The organism is Shinella sp. G-2 (assembly GCF_050172695.1).
Taxonomy (GTDB): Bacteria; Pseudomonadota; Alphaproteobacteria; order Rhizobiales; family Rhizobiaceae; genus Shinella.
In genome coordinates this window covers 19,016-37,475 of the sequence record NZ_JBBEYH010000017.1, presented here as the reverse complement: position 1 = coordinate 37,475, position 18,460 = coordinate 19,016, and the positions used below count along the sequence as shown (strand labels likewise).

Sequence of the window (18,460 nt, the reverse complement as noted above, 5' to 3'; positions counted from 1 at the left end):
GTCCCATCCCCCACCTGTGGGGAGAAGGGGGCCGAAGGGCAGAAGGGGGGCAAATGCCCCCGCCGTCACGCCTTGGTGACGTGATATTCCTTGATGGCGACCATCTTGATTGCCGGATAGCGTTCCGCCTCGTAGCGCAGCGAGAAGGCGTCCTGCGCGAGGAAGACCGGGTCGCCATCGAGGTCGCGGGCGATATCGCCGCGGCGCTGGGTGACGAACTTGTCGAGTTCGCCCGCATTGTCGGAGGAAATCCAGCGGCAGACGGAGAAGCGCGACATTTCGAAGGACACGGGCAGGCCGTATTCCGCCGAAAGCCGTTCCTTCAGAACGTCGAGCTGCAGCGCGCCGACGACGCCGACGATGGCGGGCGAACCGTCTTCCGGCGAGAAGAGCTGCACGACGCCCTCTTCCGCCATCTGCTGGAGCGCTTCCTTCAGCTTCTTGGCCTTCATGGCGTCCTCGAGTCGCACGCGGCGCAGGATTTCCGGCGCGAAATTCGGCACGCCTTCGAAGACCAGCGCCTCGCCTTCCGTCAGCGTATCGCCGATGCGCAGCGTGCCATGGTTGGGAATGCCCACCACGTCACCGGCATAGGCCGTATCGGCGAGCTGGCGCTGCGAGGCGAAGAAGAACTGCGGCGCCGAAAGGCCGATGGTCTTGCCGGTGCGAGCAAGGCGCACCTTCATGCCGCGCTCCAGCATGCCGGAGCAGACACGGGCGAAGGCGATGCGGTCGCGGTGGTTCGGGTCCATGTTGGCCTGGATCTTGAAGACGAAGGCCGTCATCCTGTCTTCCGCCGCATGGACCTTGCGGATATCCGCCACCTGGTCGCGCGGCGGCGGCGCGAAGGCGCCGAGCGCGTTGATGAGATCGCGCACACCGAAATTCCTGAGGGCCGAGCCGAAGAAGACCGGCGTCATATGCCCCTCGAGGAAGGCCTCGCGGTCGAATGGCCGGCAGGCCTCGCGCGCCAGTTCCATCTCCTCGATGAAGGCCGCGCGCTCGTTTTCCGGCAGGTGCTTGGCCACTTCCGCGGCGTCGTCGATCTTCGTCGGCTGGACCTGCGTGTCCGAGCCGCGGAAGGTGCGGTCGGAAAGGTGGTAGGAGCCGCAGAAGGTCTTGGAGCGGCCGACCGGCCAGGTGACCGGCGCCGTGTCGAGGGCGAGCTTTTCTTCCACTTCGTCGAGGATCTCGAAGGGATCGCGGCTTTCGCGGTCCATCTTGTTGACGAAGGTGATGATCGGAATGTCGCGCAGGCGGCAGACCTCGAACAGCTTCAGCGTGCGCGGCTCGATACCCTTGGCGGCGTCGATGACCATGACGGCCGCATCCACCGCCGTCAGCGTGCGATAGGTGTCGTCCGCGAAGTCTTCGTGGCCGGGCGTGTCGAGAATGTTGAAGACGTTGCCGTCATACTCGAAGGTCATCACCGAGGTGACGACCGAGATGCCGCGCTCGCGCTCGATCTTCATCCAGTCCGAACGGGTCTGGATGCGATCCTTCTTCGCCTTGACTTCGCCGGCGAGCTGGATGGCGCCGCCGAAGAGCAGCAGCTTTTCGGTGAGCGTGGTTTTACCGGCGTCCGGGTGCGCGATGATCGCGAAGGTGCGGCGGCGGGAGACCGCCTCGGCAAGGGTTTCGGCCATGTTCAAGCAATATCCTGTGAGTTGCCGCGGTCTTTACAGGCTCCGCCCCGAAGATGCAATTGACGGGCGGACAGGCGGTTCGGCTTATGGGCCCATGATCTCCCAGCCCACACTCGCCCTCATCCGCCTCGCCCATGGCGAAGCCATCGCCCTTCCCGCCTACGAGACCGCCGGCGCGGCCGGCATGGACCTGCGCGCCGCCGTTTCCACCGAAGCCCCGCTGACGCTGGCGCCCGGTGCGCGCGCGCTGGTGCCGACCGGCTTCATCTTCGAAATTCCCCACGGCTACGAGGGCCAGATACGGCCCCGCTCCGGCCTTGCCTTCAAGCACGGCATCACCTGCCTCAACACGCCCGGCACCGTCGACAGCGACTATCGCGGCGAGGTGAAGGTGCTGCTGGTCAATCTCGGCGAGGAGCCCTTCGTCATCGAACGCGGCATGCGCATCGCCCAGATGGTCATCGCGCCGGTGACGCAGGTCGCCGTGCAGGAGACGGCAGAGGCCGGCGAGACCACCCGCGGGGCCGGCGGCTTCGGCTCCACCGGCGTGCGCTAAGGCATGCCCGAGCGCAGAGGCCTCACCTTCCGTTCCCGCTATTTCGACGACCCCGCCGCCTGGCGTGCGCTCGCCGGCCTGCTGGAGGCGGTCTTCGACATCGATGTGACCGTGATGGACCGGCTGGGCGGACCGGATCCGTCGAGCGTGCCCTTCGCATGGTTCGATGCGGCCGGCGCCTGCATCGCCAACATCACCGCCTTTTCCCTGCCCCTCGTCGTGGATGGCGCGGTCGTTCAGGCCGCCGGCCTGCAATCGGGCGCGGTACGGCCGGATCATCGCGGGCAGGGTCTCTACCGCGACGTGATGGAAGCGGCGCTTCGCCATTGCGACGACGAGGGCTTTGAAGCCGTCGCGCTGCTCACCGATACGCCCGATCTCTATACCCGCCATGGCTTTCGCCCCGTGGCGCAGTATCGTTTTTCCGGTCCTGCGCCCATGGGCGGTGAGGCGGCACCGACGCGGCGGCTCGACATCGGCAAGGCGGACGACATCGCGGCGGTGACCCGGCTGCTGGACGAACGGCAGCCGGTCTCCGCGCGCTTCGCGCCGCTCCGCCAGCGGGCGATGTTCCTCTTCAACGCGTCCCTGATGCCGGACCTGCGACTGGACCTCGTGGGCGAGGCTGCCGTCGCCTGGAGAATGGAGGAGGAAGGACTTTTCGAACTGCTCGATATTGCCGGCCCGGATCTTCCCAGCCTTGCGGATATCCTCGCGAGCCTGCGGATCGCGCCATCGCGCGTCATCGTGCACTTTGCGCCGGACAGGCTCGGCTGGACGGGCGAGGCCGTTGCCGATGCGGGCGAGATGGTTCTGATGCTGCGGGCGCCGGACGGCCTCCTGCCACAGCATCCTTTCGCCCTGCCACCGATGGCCGAATTCTGAACCATGGAGCACCGGGCCTCCGCCGCCATGCGCCGCGGAGCCCCGGGCATTGCCGCCGAGGATGGACGGGCGTAGAACAAGGCCTTCGAGGAGCCGATCCATGACCCTTGCCGTCCTTCTTGCCTATAGCGGCGCGCTGTTCATTGCCGCCATCATCCCCGGCCCCGGCGTCACGGCCATCGTCGCCCGCGCGCTCGGCTCCGGCTTCCGGCCCACCTTCTTCATGGGACTGGGTCTCATCCTCGGCGACATGGTGTACCTCACCGCCGTCATCCTTGGCCTTGCCTTCATCGCCCAGACCTTCACCACCGCCTTCGCGCTGATCAAGATCGCCGGGGCGCTCTACCTCGTCTACATCGCCTGGAAGCTCTGGACGACGGGCCTGATACCACAGACCATCGAGGCGCAGCGTTCGACCAGCATGACCATGTCCTTCCTCTCCGGCCTCTTCGTGACGCTCGGCAACCCGAAGACCATGCTCTTCTACGTCGCCCTCGTGCCGACGCTGGTCGACCTCGACACGATCGGCCTTCGGGATTACGGCCTGCTGCTGGCCGCCACCTTCGTGGTGCTGCTCGCGGTGCTCGTTCCCTATATGGCGCTCGCCGCGCGCGCCCGGCATTTGCTCAAGCAGCCGAAGGCGCTGCAGCGGATGAACCGCGTCGCCGCCGGCATTCTCGCCGGTACGGCCGCCTATATCGCCACGCGCGCGGCGTGAATTGCACCGTCGCGGTGAAGCGGCGGCCAAATTCTTCCACCCGCGGCGCTTTTGCCGCAAAATCCGGACTCGTCTAAGCGTGCATTCCTTCCTATGTTCTCAGCAACGAGAACCGAGGGAGCCCCTGATGACCGACACCCGCAAACCCGGCCGCGGCCGTATCTACGCCTCCATCACCGAAACCATCGGCGATACGCCCATCGTGCGGCTCGACAAGTTCGCGAAGGAAAAGGGCGTCCAGGCCAACCTTCTCGCCAAGCTCGAATTCTTCAATCCGATCGCCTCGGTGAAGGACCGCATCGGCGTCGCGATGATCGAGGCGCTGGAAGCGGCGGGCAAGATCACGCCCGGCCAGTCCACGCTGGTCGAGCCGACCTCGGGCAATACGGGCATCGCGCTCGCCTTCGCCGCCGCCGCGAAGGGCTACCGCCTCATCCTCACCATGCCGGAGACCATGTCGGCCGAACGACGCAAGATGCTGGTGCTGCTGGGCGCCGAACTGGTGCTGACCGAGGGGCCGAAGGGCATGAAGGGCGCCATCGCCAAGGCGGAAGAACTGGCCGCCGACATCCCGGGCGCCGTCATTCCCCAGCAATTCGAGAACCCGGCCAATCCGGACATCCACCGCCGCACGACGGCGGAAGAAATCTGGAACGACACCGACGGCGCGGTCGATATCTTCGTGTCCGGCATCGGCACCGGCGGCACGATCACCGGCGCGGGCCAGGTGCTGAAAGCACGCAAGCCCGGCCTCAAGGTCATCGCCGTCGAACCCGCCGACAGCCCGGTGCTCTCGGGCGGCAATCCCGGCCCGCACAAGATCCAGGGCATCGGCGCGGGCTTCGCACCTGCCGTGCTCGACACCGCGATCTATGACGAGATCGTCACGGTCACCAATGACGAAGCCTTCGAGAATGCCCGCCTCGTCGCCCGCCTCGAAGGCGTGCCGGTCGGCATTTCCTCCGGCGCCGCGCTGACCGCCGCCGCCAGGGTGGGCAGCCGTCCGGAAAATGCCGGCAAGACCATCGTCGTCATCATCCCCTCCTTCGCCGAACGTTATCTGTCCACCGCCCTCTTCGACGGCCTCGGCGGCTGAGTTCGCGGTCCGTGGCGCAGCCCACCGCGCCACGGATCTTCCTGCGGGAGCGCAGTATATCTGCCGTTCGCCGGCCAAAAGCGGGCGCGCGAAATTGAGCGAGGAGGCAAGCGGATATCCCTCCGCTTCGTCGCAGCCGTACCGTGTCCCGACGACGGAGGGGAGCGAACACCGCTCGCCGTGCCCCTGATTTCCTCCGGTGGTTAAGCTGCCTCTTCCCGGATCACGCCATGCTGCACCACATCTCCTTCGGCGTCCGCGATATCGAACACGCAACACGGTTCTACGATGCGACCCTCGCACCGCTCGGCTTTGTCCGCGTCTGGTCCGATCTTCGGCCCGGCGAACCGGACCAGGCCGTTGGCTATGGATTGCCGGGCGGTGGCGACAAGCTGGCCCTCAAGCACTGCGGCGATGCCGCCCGCGCGCCCGGCCCCGGCTTCCACATCGCTTTCGCCGCGCCGAGCCGAAAGGCCGTCGATGCCTTCCACGAGGCGGCCCTTGCCGCCGGCGGCACCGACAACGGCGCGCCGGGGCTGCGCCTCGCCTATGGCCCGACCTACTACGCCGCCTTCGTCATCGACCCCGATGGACACCGGATCAAAGCCGTCTGCAAGGAGCCTACCTGACCGTCCGCTCTCCTATTGCGGGGCCGGGGACTGTGCGGCGTCCAACCAGCTCAGCCCCATAAGGATTGAAACGATCCGTAAGATACTCCATCAATCCTAAGGTGCGGGGCATGCCGTCTTGTCTATGGAAACCTCCCCAACCGGAGCGCCATTTTCCAAAGTATAGACCCCACGGACAGTCAAACCGAGCTCCGTCAATTGCTTCATTTCGGAAGATTTGCAAAATTTGTTTTCACGACGTCCTTCCATAGATCATGCAGAATTACGGATACAGTATAGTGGTAACTGTAGGTTTTTGACGCGTAGGAGGCCCCCGTAAGGGTCGTTACCGCATCTACTTTCACCGGCCCTTTATCGATTGAGCCGCCACACGTCGCAGAGCGAGGGGCTCACGGAGATTTCGGCTAGAGTATTGCCTTTCGTATCGACGTAGTGCCCTGTCACCAACGCACCAATATCAAACATCGGCTTGAACACTTCTGGTGCGCACCACCGACTCATCATAAGATCCTTCCAGGCCTTATCGAACTTAAAATCTGCCCCCGAAATTTCATAGGTATATTTCAACGCATTACCCTCTGCCTTCAAGGCAGTAAGCGTCGTGATACTATCGATTTTCTCCGGAACAGGAACTGCATTTGCTATTTCTTTTAAGTATTTTTCCAGACCTTTATTTTTAGCCTCGTATGCCATCTTCTTCGCCACAAGCGCTACATCGTCCTGAGTACTCGCGTCGACACGCTGAATATTTTGCTTCGCTACGCTCTCAAGACTCTTTCCAGCAAACATCAGCGCGAATCCAAGGATCACCGTAGCGACCGCCCCAAGTAATTTAACAAAACCTTTTTTTGAAGAAGCCATCGGCTGAGCGAAGAGCAGAAATAGATTCACAATGGGAATGAAACCCAAGACCCATTTTTCTCTCGTACCATGCGCGTCCATCGATCGCGCCGCTGCAAAAATACCAGCGAGGCCGCCAATCGGAACCAAGGCACCATAGATCGCACCAACGAGTAAAGCGAGATGTTCATTCTTTATTGCTTCCGCTGTATAAAGCAGCAGAAAGTTAGGTATTACTGTCAATAGAACAATGAACCCCATCGACAAAAAATAACCTGCCCGACCCAGCTTCCACTGCGATTTTGTTAGCGCGACAGCAGCCGCAGCGGACACCGTCATGATCACCCACGACAATGCAAGCGAAGCAAATTGTCCAATTGTCAGCAGTTGATAAGCGTATGCTTCCATGCCCAGCCCCCTCTACGTAGGATTGTAGTAAAACTCACATATAAAAAGTGCAAGGCATGGGAATCCCTCGCAAAATGGAGAGCAACATCCAGCCCGGTCACTTCCGCAACAGGGCCAAGCCATTTCCAAAGCGGAGTTACGCCACGGCAACCAGCCGCTCGCCGGCGATGCGGTAGGAGATCGCCTCGGCGAGATGGATGCGGCCGACGACAGCTGCCTCGTCGAGATCGGCAAGGGTGCGGGCAACCTTGAGGACGCGGTGATAGCCGCGGGCGGAAAAGCGCATCTTCTCTGCCGCATCGCGCAGAAGCTGGAGCCCGCCGGGATCGGGCTCGGCCACCTTTTCGACGAGCGCGGTCGAGGCGCGGGCATTGCTGGTGACCGACGCCATGCCGAGGCGTGCGTAGCGATCGACCTGCAGGGCGCGCGCCCTTGCGACGCGGCGGGCGACGGTCTCGCTCGTCTCGGCGGCCATGGGACGGATAAGGTCCGCCGCCGAAACGGCCGGCACGTCGATGCGAATATCGATGCGGTCCATCAGCGGGCCGGAGACGCGGGCCTGATAATCGCTCATGCAGCGCGGGCCACGGGCGCAGCTTCGGCCCGGCTCGCCCGCCATGCCGCAACGGCAGGGATTCATCGCCGCGACGAGCTGGACGGCGGCGGGATAGCTGACGCGGTGATTGGCGCGCGCGATGATGCATTCGCCGGTCTCGAGCGGCTGGCGCAAGGCATCGAGCGCCTGCGGCGTGAACTCCGGCAGTTCGTCGAGAAAGAGCACGCCGTTATGGGCGAGCGAGACCTCGCCGGGCCTTGCGCGCGGCCCGCCGCCGATAAGCGCCGCCATGGTCGCCGAATGGTGCGGCGTGCGAAAGGGCCGGCGATCCGACAGGCGGCCGCCCGAAAGCTGGCCGGCGATGGAATGGATCATCGAGACTTCAAGCAGTTCCATCGGCGAGAGCGGCGGCAGGATGGCGGCAAGCCGCGCCGCGAGCATGGATTTGCCCGATCCCGGCGGGCCGACCATCAGCAAATTATGGTTTCCGGCGGCGGCAACCTCCAGCGCGCGCTTGGCGCTTTCCTGACCGCGAATATCCGCGAGGTCCGGCAGATCTCCCGCCGGTGCACGGATCGCCGGCGTCGGGCGCGAAAGAACCTGCGTGCCCTTGAAATGGTTGGCAAGGGCGATGAGGCTGCGCGGGGCGAGGATATCGATCTCGCCGCCCGCCCAGGCGGCTTCCGCGCCGTTCTCCGCCGGGCAGATCAGGCCCTTTTCGAGCGCATTGGCGCCCATGGCGGCGGGCAGTGCGCCGGCGACCGGCGCGATCGTGCCGTCGAGATTGAGTTCGCCGATGACAAGATAGTCCTCCAGCGCATCGCCCGGCACCGCGCCGAGCGCCACCATGAGACCGAGGGCGATGGCAAGATCGTAGTGGCTGCCTTCCTTGGGAAGGTCGGCGGGCGCGAGATTGATCGTCACGCGCTTGGGCGGCAGCGAGAGACCGGAGGCATGCAGCGCGGCCTGAACCCGCTCCCGGCTTTCGGCGACCGCCTTGTCGGGAAGGCCGACGACCTGCATGCCGACCTTGCCGGGCGCCACCATGACCTGAACGTCGACGGGTACGCCCTCGATGCCCTGAAACGCAATTGTACCGACCCGTGCCACCATGACCGTCCCCGCCCGCCCTGACTGAGGGCGGCCGCAGACGCCGCCCTTGGGTTGCAAGTCAAATCTGGCACGAATTACGGAATGAAACAAGAACAATCATAGAACCTGCGCGGAAGATCTCCCGCGCAGCGATGGCATTGATTGTGTCACGGGAACGAAGGGCGAGACGTCAGCGACGGACGTCCCGCACGCTTACAGATGGGCGCTCAGCGCTTCTTTTCGATGGCGTCCCACAGAAGGGCCGCGATATCGGCGCCGCCGAATTTCTTGACCTCGCGGATGCCTGTGGGCGACGTCACGTTGATCTCGGTCATGTAGTCGCCGATGACGTCGATGCCGACGAAGATGAAGCCCCGCTCCCGCAGCGCCGGACCGATGCGGGCGCAGATTTCCTTCTCCCGTGCGGTGAGTTCGGTCGCCTCCGCCCGGCCGCCGACATGCATGTTGGAGCGGGCGTCATGTTCGGCGGGCACGCGGTTGATCGCGCCGACCGGCTCGCCGTCGATGAGGATGATGCGCTTGTCGCCCTTGCGCACGTCCGGCAGGTACTGCTGGGCGATGAAGGGCTCGCGGAACATCTGGCCGAACATTTCGAGCAGCGAGGAAAGGTTGCGGTCGTCCTTGGTGGAATGGAAGACGCCGGCGCCGCCATTGCCGTAGAGCGGCTTCAGGATCATGTCGCCCATCTCGTCGCGGAAGCGGCGGATTTCGGCCGGGTCGCGGGTGATGAGGGTTGCCGGCATCAGATCGGCGAATTCAGTGACGAAGATCTTTTCCGGCGAGTTGCGCACCCAGGCCGGGTCGTTGACGACGAGGGTCTTGGGATGGATGCGCTCGAGCAGATGCGTGGAGGTGATGTAGGACATGTCGAAAGGCGGGTCCTGGCGCAGCAGCACCACGTCCATCGTCGAAAGATCGATGCGCTCGGCCGCGCCCAGCGTGTAGTGGTCGCCCTTGACGTCGCGCAGTTCCATCGGCTCGACGGTGGCATAGACCGTGCCGTCGCGCAGGCTCAGGCGATCGGGCGTATAGTGGAAGAGCTTGTAGCCGCGGCTCTGCGCCTCGATGCTCATGGCGAAGGTGGAATCGCCCGCGATATTGATGGTCGACACATGGTCCATCTGGACCGCGACGTTCTTGATCTTTGCCATGAAAAGTCCCCTAGGAATGCCCGACACATTTAGGATGCGTCAGGCGCTATGGCAACGGTCTCAGGCAAAGCCGTCGATGCGGCAGGTGATCATGTCGTGGTCCGAAAGCGGCTTGCCCGTCGGCGAGAGCGAGGAGACGATCTCCACCCCCGAGACGGCAAGGCCGCGCGACAAAAACCAGTCGAGCTTCATCGCCCGGTCGGGCCAGCGCGTGATGAGGCTCGGGCGCGTGGTCATGACGTCGAGCGGGCCGCCGTGGCGGGTGAAGCCGCGCTCGGCGGCGCGGGCGAAGAGGCCCTCCGCCTCGAAATCGCCATCCGCGTGGTTGCCGGTGTTGAGATCGCCGCCGATGAGGATCGGCCGGCCGGGGAAGGCCGCATCGAGGGCATCGATGAGGCCGACCACCTGACGCTCGCGATAGGCGGCGGTGGTGGCGCTTTCCAGATGCGTGGAGACGAGGACCAGCGGGCCGGATGCCGTGTTGATCGTGCCGCCGATCGCCATGCGTTCGCCAAGGCGTGGCTGGTCGACCTCGCCTGTGAACCACAGGCGTTCGCCGTGAAGCCGCAGGAGAAAGGGCTGGTGCAGCGGCACGGTGGAGAGCAGGCCGTTGCCGTGCAGGCCGCGCCGGTTGAAATCGTCCTTGCAGAATTCCCGCTCGGTCTGCGAGCCGAGGCCGAGCTCGATGAATTCGACGCCGTAGAGATAGGCCATGCCCAGTTCGTCCGCGAGATCGGCCGTGGTGTGGGCCTGGCGCGTGCGGGCCATGCCGTCGTCCATCTCGGAGAGCAGCACGATTTCCGCACCCGTCGCACCGAGATGCTCGGCGCTCTGCAGCGGGAAGAGGCAGCGTTCCAGGTTCCAGGCGGCCACCGTGAAGGGGAATGGCAGCGGTTCGGCGCGTTCGGCGCGGCCGCCGGTTTCCACCGCATTCATGCAGGGCAGGTCCGCCATGCGCGCATCGTGCGCGTCGATGGACCTTTCCAGCGTGGCGATGGCGGCGCGGTCTTCCGGGCTCGGGGCGGCGAGACGTTCGACGGTGGTGCGGATCATGATGCGGCGACCTCCAGATGGGGAACGGCCGTGACCGCGCCCTGTTCCGCGTCCCGGTCAGCGCTCATATCCTCGCTGGCCCAATCGATGCGGCGGCCGCTGGCCGTGTCGAAGAAATGCAGCCTGGAGGGTGCGATGGAGAGCGAAGCGGTTTCCGGCAGCGGGATTTCCGAGGAGACGGCCACGGTGAGCGGCTGATCGCCGACGAGACCATGGACGAGGCGCTGCGCGCCCAGTTCCTCGACATAGTCGATGCGGAAGGGCATGGCGCCGTCCGAGCCTGCATGAAGGCGCAGGTCCTCGGCGCGCAGGCCAACGGTCAGGGCGCCCTGCGTCGGCACGGCCGGTCCGAGGTCGATGATCGCCGGGCCGAGCGCGAGCCTGTTGCCGTGCAGCTCGCCGGCGACGAGGTTCATGGCCGGCGAGCCGATGAAGCTGGCGACGAAGGTCGTCGCCGGGCGGTGGTAGACATCGAGCGGGCGGCCGATCTGCTCGATCCTGCCACCCGAGAGCACGACGAGACGGTCGGCGAGCGTCATGGCTTCGAGCTGGTCGTGCGTCACGTAGAGCGAGGTGGTGCCGACGCGGCGCTGCAGGCGCTTGATTTCGCCACGCATGGAGACGCGCAGCTTGGCATCGAGGTTGGACAGCGGCTCGTCGAAGAGGAAGGCCGAGGGCTTGCGCACGATGGCACGCCCCATGGCGACGCGCTGGCGCTGACCGCCGGAGAGGGCGCGAGGCTTTCGTTCCAGATAGGGCTGGAGCTCGAGCATGCGGGCGGCCTCCGCCACGCGGGCGTCGATCTCGGCCTTCGGCGTGCCGCGGTTCTTCAGGCCATAGGCGAGGTTCTCGTAGACCGTCATGTGCGGGTAGAGCGCGTAGTTCTGGAACACCATCGCGATGTCGCGGTCGGCGGGATCGACGTCGTTGACCACGCGGCCCCCGATGGAGACCTCGCCCTTGCTGATCGTCTCCAGCCCGGCGACCATGCGCAGCAGTGTCGATTTTCCGCAGCCCGAGGGGCCGACGAGCACGATGAACTCGCCGTCCGCGATGTCGATATCGACGGCGCTGACCGCGGTGACGCCGCCATTGTAGATCTTGGATACGCCCTTGATGCCGATGGATGCCATGGGACGAAACTCCTATTTGTCGCTTTCGGTAAGGCCCTTGATGAACCACCGCTGGAAGATCAGCACGATCATGACCGGCGGCAGCATGGCGAGGATCGCCAGCGCAAAGGCCTCGTTATAATCGGGAATGTTGGAGCCGACCCAGACGAGCAGGATCTGCTTGATGCCGCGCACCAGCGTGAAGAAACGCTCATCGGTGGTCATCAGCGTCGGCCAGAGATACTGGTTCCAGCCGTAGACGAACATGATGATGAAGATGGCGGCGATCATGGTCCGCGAGAGCGGCACCAGGACGTCGATGAAGAACTTGAACGGCCCCGCCCCGTCGATGCGCGCAGCCTCCAGCAGTTCCTCCGGCACGGACTTGAAGAACTGACGGAAGAAGAAGGTGCCGGTGGCCGATGCCAGGAGCGGCACGATGAGGCCGGTATAGGTGTTGGTCAGCGAGAGCTTGTTCATCACCTCGTAGGAGGGAACGATGCGCACCTCGAGCGGCAAAAGCAGCGTGGTGAAGATCATCCAGAAGAACAGCGTGCCGAGCCGGAAGCGGAAATAGACGATGGCATAGGCGGCAAGCATCGACAGGACGATCTTGCCGGCAGCAAAGCCGATGCCGAGGATCAGCGAATTCCAGATCATGCGCGCGCCGGTGATCTCGCCGGTAAAGCCGCCCTTGCGCGTCAGCACGGTGGTGTAGGTCTCGGTGAAATGACCACCCCAGGTCAGCGACAGGCCGTTGCGGTGAATGTCGGCGGCCTCGTGGGTCGAGGTCATGAAGGCGACGACCACGGGCGCCACCATGACGAAGACGCCGAGCATGAGGACGAGATGATCGAAAAGACGGATGCGGTTCATGGCGGGCGCCCTCTCAATTGTAGTGCACGCGCCGCTCGATGAAGCGGAACTGGAAGATGGTGAGCACGAAGACGACGATCATCAGGATGACGGACTGGGCCGAGGAGCCGCCGAGATCGTTGCCGCGGAAGCCGTCCATGTAGACCTTGTAGACCAGCGTGATCGGGTTGTTGGCGGCCTTGTCCTTCACCATCACGTCGATGACGCCGAAGGTGTCGAAGAGCGCATAGGTCATGTTGATGATGAGCAGGAAGAAGGCGGTGGGCGCGAGCAGCGGCAGCGTCATCGTCCAGAAGCGTCGGAACCCGGAGCGGCAGTCGATGGCGGCGGCCTCGCGCACGGCGGCCGGAATGCTCTGCAGGCCCGACAGGATGAAGATGAAGTTGTAGGGGATCTGCTTCCAGACCGAGACGGCGATCATGGCGAAGGCGGTGTCGGTGTAGTTGAGGCCGACCTTCATGTCCCAGCCGAAAAGCGCGGCGAACTTCACCAGCGGACCGATATGCTGGTCGAAGAACATCATGCCCATGAGGCCGGCGACCGGCGGGGCGATGGCATAGACCCAGATCAGCAGCGTCTTGTAGGTGGCGCTCCCCTTCAGCACCGCATCGGCCTTCACGGCGAGCAGCATGCCGATGCCGAGCGACAGGAACGTCACGAGCGCTGTGAAGACGACGGTGAAGCGGGCGATGGCCTGATACTGCGCCGAGCCGAGCGCGTCGGTGTAGTTGGAAAGGCCGACGAAGGTCGCGCCGAAGCCGAAGGGATCTTCGAGATAGAAGGACGACTGGATCGCCTGGACCGACGGCCAGTAGAAGAAGACGAAGATGATCGCCATCTGCGGTGCGAGAAAGAGATAGGGCAGAAAGGGCGAGGAAAATTGCACGCGCTTCATGGGCCACCTTCATAGCGGCGTGCCGGGAGCGCTGCTCCCGGCACGGATGGTCAGGAAGCGGCAGATCAGCCGGCGGTCTTGGCGAAGCGGGCGAGCAGGTCGTTCGCTTCGGTCTCGATCGTCTTCAGGGCGTCCTCGACCGAGGTTTCCCCGGCGAAGATGCGGCCGTATTCACGCTCCATGATTTCGCGGATCTGCGGGTAGAAGCCGAGGCGGTAGCCCTTCGACCACTCGCCGCCCGGCAGCATGAGCTGCTGGATGCCGACTTCGGCGGCCGGCTTTTCCGTGTAGTAGCCTTCGGACTTCGCCAGCTCATAGGCCGCCTTGGTGATGGCGACGTAACCGGTGGCCTGGTGGTAGAACTTCTGGATTTCCGGCGAGGTCAGGAACTGGAAGAAGTCAGCCGTGCACTTGTTTTCCGCTTCCGGCTTGCCGGACATGGCGAAGAGGGCCGCACCGCCTATGAAGGTGTTGGTGCCGGCGCCCTTCACGCTCTGCCAGTAGGGCAGGAAGGTTGCCGAGAACGGCTTCTGCGCGGTCTTCTGAAGGCCGCCGAACGAACCCGACGAGCCGATCCAGAAGGCGGCCTTGCCGTCCTCGAAGAGCTTCTGGTTGTCGTTCCAGCCGGCACCATAGTAGCCGAAATAGCCTTCGTCAGCCCAGGCCTTGAGCTTGGTGAACATCATGACGAGGTTCGGGTCCGTCATGTTGATCCTGGTGTCGACGACCGAGTCGTAGCCGTTGTTGTTCGTCGCGAACTGGATGTTGTGGCGCGAGAAGAAGTTTTCCGTGAACTGCCAGGTGAGCTGCGACTGGACGAGCGGCAGGTAGCCGGCTTCCTTCAGCTTCGGGGCGATCGCCTCGAACTCTTCCCAGGTCTTCGGCGCTTCGACGCCGGCCTTTTCGAGGGCTTCCGTGTTGACATACATGATCGGCGCCGAGGAGTTGAACGGCATGCCGACGAACTTGCCGTCCGGGGCGGCGTAGAAGTAGCGCACGCCTTCGATGAAGGCTTCGCGGTCGAACGTGTAGCCGGCCTGCGTGATCAGGTCTTCCGCCGGAATGACGGCGTTCGGCGCGTTGATGATCGTCGCGGCGCCGGCATCGAAGACCTGCAGGATGTTCGGCTGCTCGCCCGAGCGGAAGGCGGCGATGCCGGAGGCCAGCGCTTCCTCGTAGGTGCCCTTGGAAACCGGCGTGATGGCGCAGGCCGACTGGGCGGCGTTGAACTTCTGGGCGACCTCGTTGATGACTTCGCCATTGCGGCCGGCCATGCCGTGCCACCAGGTGATGTTGGTGGCGGCCATCGACGTCGTGGCGGAAACGGCGAGTGCGAAACCTGCGAGGGAAAGCGGCTTGAACATGGGAGCTCCTCTGCACCGGACTTGGTGTGAGGGGTGCACTAAGGGCGCTCCGTGACAGGCGCGTTACGCTTTCGTGTCAGTTTCGTTACATTTTCCTTTTGTTCAAAACGCATCCACGAAGTGCCGGGGAAGCCGCCAGGGCAAGACCGCGACGATATCGTAGCGCAGGGACAGGCGATGGGCGTCCGGCTGGCGGGAGAGCCAGATGGCGCTCGCCGCATGGATGCGCTGCTGGGCGGCGCCCGTAACGGCGAAGACAGCGCTGTCGACATCGCGGCGCGCCTTCACCTCGACGCAGACGACGAGATCACCGCGCCGGGCGATGATATCGATCTCGCCCAGTTTCGTCCGATACCGGATGGCGCGGATGCGATAGCCCTTGGTAAGCAGGTAGAGCGCAGCGAGATATTCGGAGACATGCCCCCGGCGGAAGGCCTTGAGCCTGTTCGGATTCGCCGGTCTATCCCGCATCGGCATCCTTCAGGTCGAGCAGACGCTGGTAGAGGTCCTTGCGCGGCAGGCCGGTCTGGCGGGCCGCCTCGGTCGCCGCCTTGCCGGTGGACATGTCCCTTGCGAGCGCCGTCAGCAGCCGGTCGACATCCTCCGCCTCGGGGGCGGCCGCCTCGCCCGGCGGGCCGACGACGAAGACGATCTCACCCTTGACAGCGGCGCCGTCGCCATAATGCGCGGCCAGCTCGCCGAGCGTGCCGCGGCGGAATTCCTCGAAGGTTTTCGTCAGTTCGCGGCAGACGCAGGCGGCGCGCGCCTCGCCGAGAACATCGGCGGCGGCCTCGACCGTCGCGGCGATGCGATGCGGCGATTCGAAGAAAAGGAGCGTTGCCGGAACGCTGGCGAGTTCCGCAAGACGGTCGCGGCGGGCCTTGTCCTTGGAGGGCAGGAAGCCGGCGAAGAAGAAGGCATCGTTCGGCAGGCCGGAGCCGACAAGGGCGGCAAGCGGCGCGGAGGCGCCGGGGATCGGCACGACCCGGTGGCCGGCGGCGATGGCAAGCAGCGCAAGGCGATAACCGGGATCGGAGACGAGCGGCGTGCCGGCGTCCGAGACGAGCGCGACGGACTTTCCGGCCTCCAGCGCCGCGATGAGGCGCGGGCCGGCTTCCTCCGCATTGTGCTCGTGATAGGCGTAGGGCCGGTTCACGATGCCGTAGCGGTCGAGCAGCACGCGGGTGACGCGCGTGTCCTCGCAGGCGAGCACATCCGCACCGGCCAGGGTTTCAAGCGCGCGCAACGTGATGTCGGAGAGATTGCCGATGGGCGTTGCGACGAGATAGAGCGCCGGCGCCAGCGGCCGGGCGGGGATGACGGCATTGTGCAGGCGGAAGCTTTTCGCGCTTTCCCCTGCTCCGCCCGCTGCACCCTCGTCCCGCATCGCCTGTCCTTTCCAGCCGTGAATGGCTGCACTTTTCACCCCTTATGGGCGAGCCTTTATGCCCCCGCAAGGTCCGGCGGTTGACTATCGTGCATGCCGCGCCGTTAGCACTTGCAATCCTGCTTGAACTTCTGCCATTTTGCCCGTCCACATCTTCCGGCGCCTGCCGGACCTTCAAGGCAATGCCGCGCCGGCTTCCGGCGTGCTAGCGGTCGAAAGCGGTACAGTTCCATGCGCATTACTCTCGAGCGGTCCAATCTTCTGAAGTCGCTGAACCACGTTCACCGCGTGGTCGAACGGCGCAACACGATTCCGATCCTCTCGAACGTGCTGCTGCGTTCGGACGGCGCGAGCCTCGACATGAAGGCGACCGACCTCGACCTCGAAATCACCGAGGCGACGCCGGCGCAGGTCGAGCAGGCCGGCGCGACCACCGTTCCGGCCCACCTTCTCTACGACATCGTGCGCAAGCTTTCCGACGGTTCGGAAGTGCTGCTGGCGACGAGCGCCGACGGCGCATCGATGACCGTCGCCTCGGGCCGCTCGAAATTCTCGCTGCAATGCCTGCCGCAGTCCGACTTCCCGGATCTGACCGCCGGTAGCTTCTCGCACACGTTCCGCCTCAAGGCGACGGATCTCAAGATGCTGATCGATCGCACCCAGTTCGCGATCTCGACGGAAGAGACCCGCTACTATCTCAACGGCATCTTCATCCACACGATCGAGAGCAAGGGCGAATTGAAGCTGCGCGCCGTCGCGACCGACGGCCACCGCCTCGCCCGTGCCGACGTGGAGGCTCCCTCGGGCTCCGAGGGCATGCCGGGCATCATCATCCCGCGCAAGACGGTCGGCGAGCTGCAGAAGCTGGTCGACAATCCCGACCTCACCGTCACCGTGGAAGTGTCGGACGCCAAGATCCGCTTCACCATCGGCTCCATCGTTTTGACCTCCAAGCTGATCGACGGCACCTTCCCGGATTACCAGCGCGTGATCCCGACCAACAACGACAAGGAACTGAAGATCGATTGCCAGTCCTTCGCGCAGGCCGTCGACCGCGTTTCCACCATTTCCTCCGAACGCGGCCGCGCCGTGAAGCTGGCGCTGACCGACGGCCAGCTGACGCTGACCGTCAACAACCCGGATTCGGGCAGCGCGACGGAAGAGCTGGCGGTTGGCTACGACAACGACCCGCTCGAGATCGGCTTCAACGCGAAGTACCTGCTCGACATCACCGCGCAGCTTTCCGGTTCGGAAGCCGTCTTCATGCTGGCCGATCCGGGCTCGCCGACGCTGGTGCGCGATCTTGCCGGCGACGACGCGCTCTACGTTCTGATGCCGATGCGCGTCTAGGCGGGTCTGCGCGTCCCGCAAACCGTTCTGGAACCCGCCGGTCACCGGCGGGTTCTTTTGTAAGCAGCGGAGCCGCTCGGGGGAAAACCTGCGGGCGACGGCGCAATCAGACTTGTTTTTGACGCAAACCGCGTCACATATTCGCAAGGGCCGAAGGACGCGTCGGGCATGAGACCCGCCGCCGGCCGGAAATGCGACCATGAAGGGGGATGGCATGACGCTGCGTGTGAAGGTGAAGGAACGGCTGGGCAAGAAGTTCGACGACGAAATCCGCTTCTTCAAGGGCTGGATGAGCAACACGCGGGCCGTCGGCTCGATCATCCCCACCTCCTCGGTCACCGCGCGCCGCATGGCGAGCGTCGTCAATCCCGCCTCGGGCCTGCCGGTCCTCGAACTCGGCCCGGGAACCGGGGTCATCACCAAGGCGATCCTGGAAACCGGCCTTGCCCCGGAAAAGCTGACCTCGGTGGAATTCTCGACGGATTTCTACAATCATCTCGTCGCCCGCTTCGACGGCGTCAACTTCATCAATGGCGATGCCTTCAACCTCGACAAGACGCTCGGGGAGCTGCGCGATGCGACCTTCGACAGCGTCGTCTCCGCCGTGCCGCTGCTGAACTTCCCCATGCACCAGCGCGTCTCGCTGATCGAGGATCTGCTTTCCCGCATCCCCGTCGGCCGGCCCATCGTGCAGATTTCCTACGGCCCGCTCTCCCCCGTCGTCGCCATGCCCGACCGCTACCAGATCACCCATCTCGACTTCGTCGTGCGCAACATTCCGCCGGCGCAGCTGTGGACCTATCGCCGCACGCACTGAGCGACGGC

The 18,460-nt window shown here is 64.5% G+C and carries 18 protein-coding genes; 7 read left to right on the top strand and 11 right to left on the bottom strand.

Annotated elements, in window-relative coordinates; all coding sequences use genetic code 11:
- Positions 1 to 65 precede the first annotated feature (65 nt).
- Positions 66 to 1,646 carry a peptide chain release factor 3 gene (locus V8U06_RS20775; RefSeq protein WP_427142314.1) on the bottom strand — a complete coding sequence of 527 codons (1,581 nt, stop codon included), beginning with the start codon at positions 1,644 to 1,646 and terminating at the stop codon, positions 66 to 68.
- A gap of 94 nt (positions 1,647 to 1,740) precedes the next feature.
- Between V8U06_RS20775 and dut the strand changes: the two genes are divergently transcribed.
- The 5 genes from dut to V8U06_RS20750 all read left to right on the top strand — a co-directional run bounded on the left by dut (position 1,741) and on the right by V8U06_RS20750 (position 5,530).
- Positions 1,741 to 2,202, top strand: coding sequence for a dUTP diphosphatase (gene dut / locus V8U06_RS20770; RefSeq protein ID WP_427142313.1), 462 nt, complete (start codon positions 1,741 to 1,743; stop codon positions 2,200 to 2,202).
- A 3-nt stretch (positions 2,203 to 2,205) separates the two neighbouring features.
- Complete coding sequence (locus V8U06_RS20765) at positions 2,206 to 3,087, top strand: GNAT family N-acetyltransferase (RefSeq protein WP_427142312.1); 882 nt, start codon at positions 2,206 to 2,208, stop codon at positions 3,085 to 3,087.
- 100 nt (positions 3,088 to 3,187) lie between these two features.
- Positions 3,188 to 3,805 carry a LysE family translocator gene (locus V8U06_RS20760; protein WP_427142311.1) on the top strand — a complete coding sequence of 206 codons (618 nt, stop codon included), beginning with the start codon at positions 3,188 to 3,190 and terminating at the stop codon, positions 3,803 to 3,805.
- A 127-nt stretch (positions 3,806 to 3,932) separates the two neighbouring features.
- Positions 3,933 to 4,901: a cysteine synthase A gene (gene cysK / locus V8U06_RS20755; protein WP_427142310.1), complete on the top strand. Its 969-nt coding sequence runs from the start codon at positions 3,933 to 3,935 to the stop codon at positions 4,899 to 4,901.
- Positions 4,902 to 5,131: 230 nt separating this feature from the next.
- Complete coding sequence (locus V8U06_RS20750; RefSeq protein ID WP_427142309.1) at positions 5,132 to 5,530, top strand: VOC family protein; 399 nt, start codon at positions 5,132 to 5,134, stop codon at positions 5,528 to 5,530.
- A 351-nt stretch (positions 5,531 to 5,881) separates the two neighbouring features.
- Here V8U06_RS20750 and V8U06_RS20745 read toward each other — a convergent pair whose 3' ends face one another.
- The 10 genes from V8U06_RS20745 to rsmI all read right to left on the bottom strand — a co-directional run bounded on the left by V8U06_RS20745 (position 5,882) and on the right by rsmI (position 16,285).
- Positions 5,882 to 6,778 (bottom strand): hypothetical protein, encoded by an 897-nt coding sequence (locus V8U06_RS20745; protein WP_427142308.1) that lies wholly within the window; start codon positions 6,776 to 6,778, stop codon positions 5,882 to 5,884.
- A gap of 136 nt (positions 6,779 to 6,914) precedes the next feature.
- Complete coding sequence (locus V8U06_RS20740; protein ID WP_427142307.1) at positions 6,915 to 8,447, bottom strand: YifB family Mg chelatase-like AAA ATPase; 1,533 nt, start codon at positions 8,445 to 8,447, stop codon at positions 6,915 to 6,917.
- A 206-nt stretch (positions 8,448 to 8,653) separates the two neighbouring features.
- The gene (gene gshB / locus V8U06_RS20735) at positions 8,654 to 9,598 is read right to left on the bottom strand and encodes a glutathione synthase (protein WP_427142306.1); all 945 of its coding nucleotides are present in this window, start codon (positions 9,596 to 9,598) and stop codon (positions 8,654 to 8,656) included.
- A 60-nt stretch (positions 9,599 to 9,658) separates the two neighbouring features.
- Positions 9,659 to 10,651 (bottom strand): endonuclease/exonuclease/phosphatase family protein, encoded by a 993-nt coding sequence (locus V8U06_RS20730; protein WP_427142305.1) that lies wholly within the window; start codon positions 10,649 to 10,651, stop codon positions 9,659 to 9,661.
- Complete coding sequence (locus V8U06_RS20725; RefSeq protein WP_427142304.1) at positions 10,648 to 11,784, bottom strand: sn-glycerol-3-phosphate import ATP-binding protein UgpC; 1,137 nt, start codon at positions 11,782 to 11,784, stop codon at positions 10,648 to 10,650. Before V8U06_RS20725 ends, V8U06_RS20730 begins: the two co-directional genes overlap by 4 nt.
- Before the next feature lie 12 nt (positions 11,785 to 11,796).
- A complete protein-coding gene (gene ugpE, locus V8U06_RS20720) occupies positions 11,797 to 12,639 on the bottom strand; it encodes a sn-glycerol-3-phosphate ABC transporter permease UgpE (protein WP_226920862.1) in 843 nt (280 codons plus the stop codon).
- 13 nt (positions 12,640 to 12,652) lie between these two features.
- On the bottom strand, positions 12,653 to 13,534 hold the full coding sequence (locus V8U06_RS20715) for an ABC transporter permease subunit (RefSeq protein ID WP_427142303.1): 882 nt from the start codon (positions 13,532 to 13,534) through the stop codon (positions 12,653 to 12,655).
- Positions 13,535 to 13,599: 65 nt separating this feature from the next.
- The gene (locus V8U06_RS20710; protein ID WP_226920866.1) at positions 13,600 to 14,898 is read right to left on the bottom strand and encodes an extracellular solute-binding protein; all 1,299 of its coding nucleotides are present in this window, start codon (positions 14,896 to 14,898) and stop codon (positions 13,600 to 13,602) included.
- Between the two features lie 102 nt (positions 14,899 to 15,000).
- Complete coding sequence (locus tag V8U06_RS20705) at positions 15,001 to 15,369, bottom strand: YraN family protein (protein WP_427142302.1); 369 nt, start codon at positions 15,367 to 15,369, stop codon at positions 15,001 to 15,003.
- Positions 15,359 to 16,285 (bottom strand): 16S rRNA (cytidine(1402)-2'-O)-methyltransferase, encoded by a 927-nt coding sequence (gene rsmI / locus V8U06_RS20700; protein ID WP_427142301.1) that lies wholly within the window; start codon positions 16,283 to 16,285, stop codon positions 15,359 to 15,361. The genes V8U06_RS20705 and rsmI overlap by 11 nt, the downstream gene beginning before the upstream one ends.
- 231 nt (positions 16,286 to 16,516) lie before the next feature.
- On the opposite strand from rsmI, the gene dnaN reads away from it, so the two are divergent.
- Both dnaN and pmtA read left to right on the top strand, forming a co-directional pair.
- Positions 16,517 to 17,635, top strand: coding sequence for a DNA polymerase III subunit beta (dnaN, locus tag V8U06_RS20695; protein ID WP_226920872.1), 1,119 nt, complete (start codon positions 16,517 to 16,519; stop codon positions 17,633 to 17,635).
- Positions 17,636 to 17,849: 214 nt separating this feature from the next.
- A complete protein-coding gene (gene pmtA / locus V8U06_RS20690; RefSeq protein WP_427142300.1) occupies positions 17,850 to 18,452 on the top strand; it encodes a phospholipid N-methyltransferase PmtA in 603 nt (200 codons plus the stop codon).
- Positions 18,453 to 18,460 lie beyond the last annotated feature (8 nt).

Bases quoted from the DNA above. Each gene is read 5' to 3' on its own strand.
- V8U06_RS20775 (WP_427142314.1), bottom strand. From the start codon at position 1,646: ATGGCCGAAACCCTTGCCGAGGCGGTCTCCCGCCGCCGCACCTTCGCG.
- dut (WP_427142313.1), top strand. From the start codon at position 1,741: ATGATCTCCCAGCCCACACTCGCCCTCATCCGCCTCGCCCATGGCGAA.
- V8U06_RS20765 (WP_427142312.1), top strand. From the start codon at position 2,206: ATGCCCGAGCGCAGAGGCCTCACCTTCCGTTCCCGCTATTTCGACGAC.
- V8U06_RS20760 (WP_427142311.1), top strand. From the start codon at position 3,188: ATGACCCTTGCCGTCCTTCTTGCCTATAGCGGCGCGCTGTTCATTGCC.
- cysK (WP_427142310.1), top strand. From the start codon at position 3,933: ATGACCGACACCCGCAAACCCGGCCGCGGCCGTATCTACGCCTCCATC.
- V8U06_RS20750 (WP_427142309.1), top strand. From the start codon at position 5,132: ATGCTGCACCACATCTCCTTCGGCGTCCGCGATATCGAACACGCAACA.
- V8U06_RS20745 (WP_427142308.1), bottom strand. From the start codon at position 6,778: ATGGAAGCATACGCTTATCAACTGCTGACAATTGGACAATTTGCTTCG.
- V8U06_RS20740 (WP_427142307.1), bottom strand. From the start codon at position 8,447: ATGGTGGCACGGGTCGGTACAATTGCGTTTCAGGGCATCGAGGGCGTA.
- gshB (WP_427142306.1), bottom strand. From the start codon at position 9,598: ATGGCAAAGATCAAGAACGTCGCGGTCCAGATGGACCATGTGTCGACC.
- V8U06_RS20730 (WP_427142305.1), bottom strand. From the start codon at position 10,651: ATGATCCGCACCACCGTCGAACGTCTCGCCGCCCCGAGCCCGGAAGAC.
- V8U06_RS20725 (WP_427142304.1), bottom strand. From the start codon at position 11,784: ATGGCATCCATCGGCATCAAGGGCGTATCCAAGATCTACAATGGCGGC.
- ugpE (WP_226920862.1), bottom strand. From the start codon at position 12,639: ATGAACCGCATCCGTCTTTTCGATCATCTCGTCCTCATGCTCGGCGTC.
- V8U06_RS20715 (WP_427142303.1), bottom strand. From the start codon at position 13,534: ATGAAGCGCGTGCAATTTTCCTCGCCCTTTCTGCCCTATCTCTTTCTC.
- V8U06_RS20710 (WP_226920866.1), bottom strand. From the start codon at position 14,898: ATGTTCAAGCCGCTTTCCCTCGCAGGTTTCGCACTCGCCGTTTCCGCC.
- V8U06_RS20705 (WP_427142302.1), bottom strand. From the start codon at position 15,369: ATGCGGGATAGACCGGCGAATCCGAACAGGCTCAAGGCCTTCCGCCGG.
- rsmI (WP_427142301.1), bottom strand. From the start codon at position 16,285: ATGCGGGACGAGGGTGCAGCGGGCGGAGCAGGGGAAAGCGCGAAAAGC.
- dnaN (WP_226920872.1), top strand. From the start codon at position 16,517: ATGCGCATTACTCTCGAGCGGTCCAATCTTCTGAAGTCGCTGAACCAC.
- pmtA (WP_427142300.1), top strand. From the start codon at position 17,850: ATGACGCTGCGTGTGAAGGTGAAGGAACGGCTGGGCAAGAAGTTCGAC.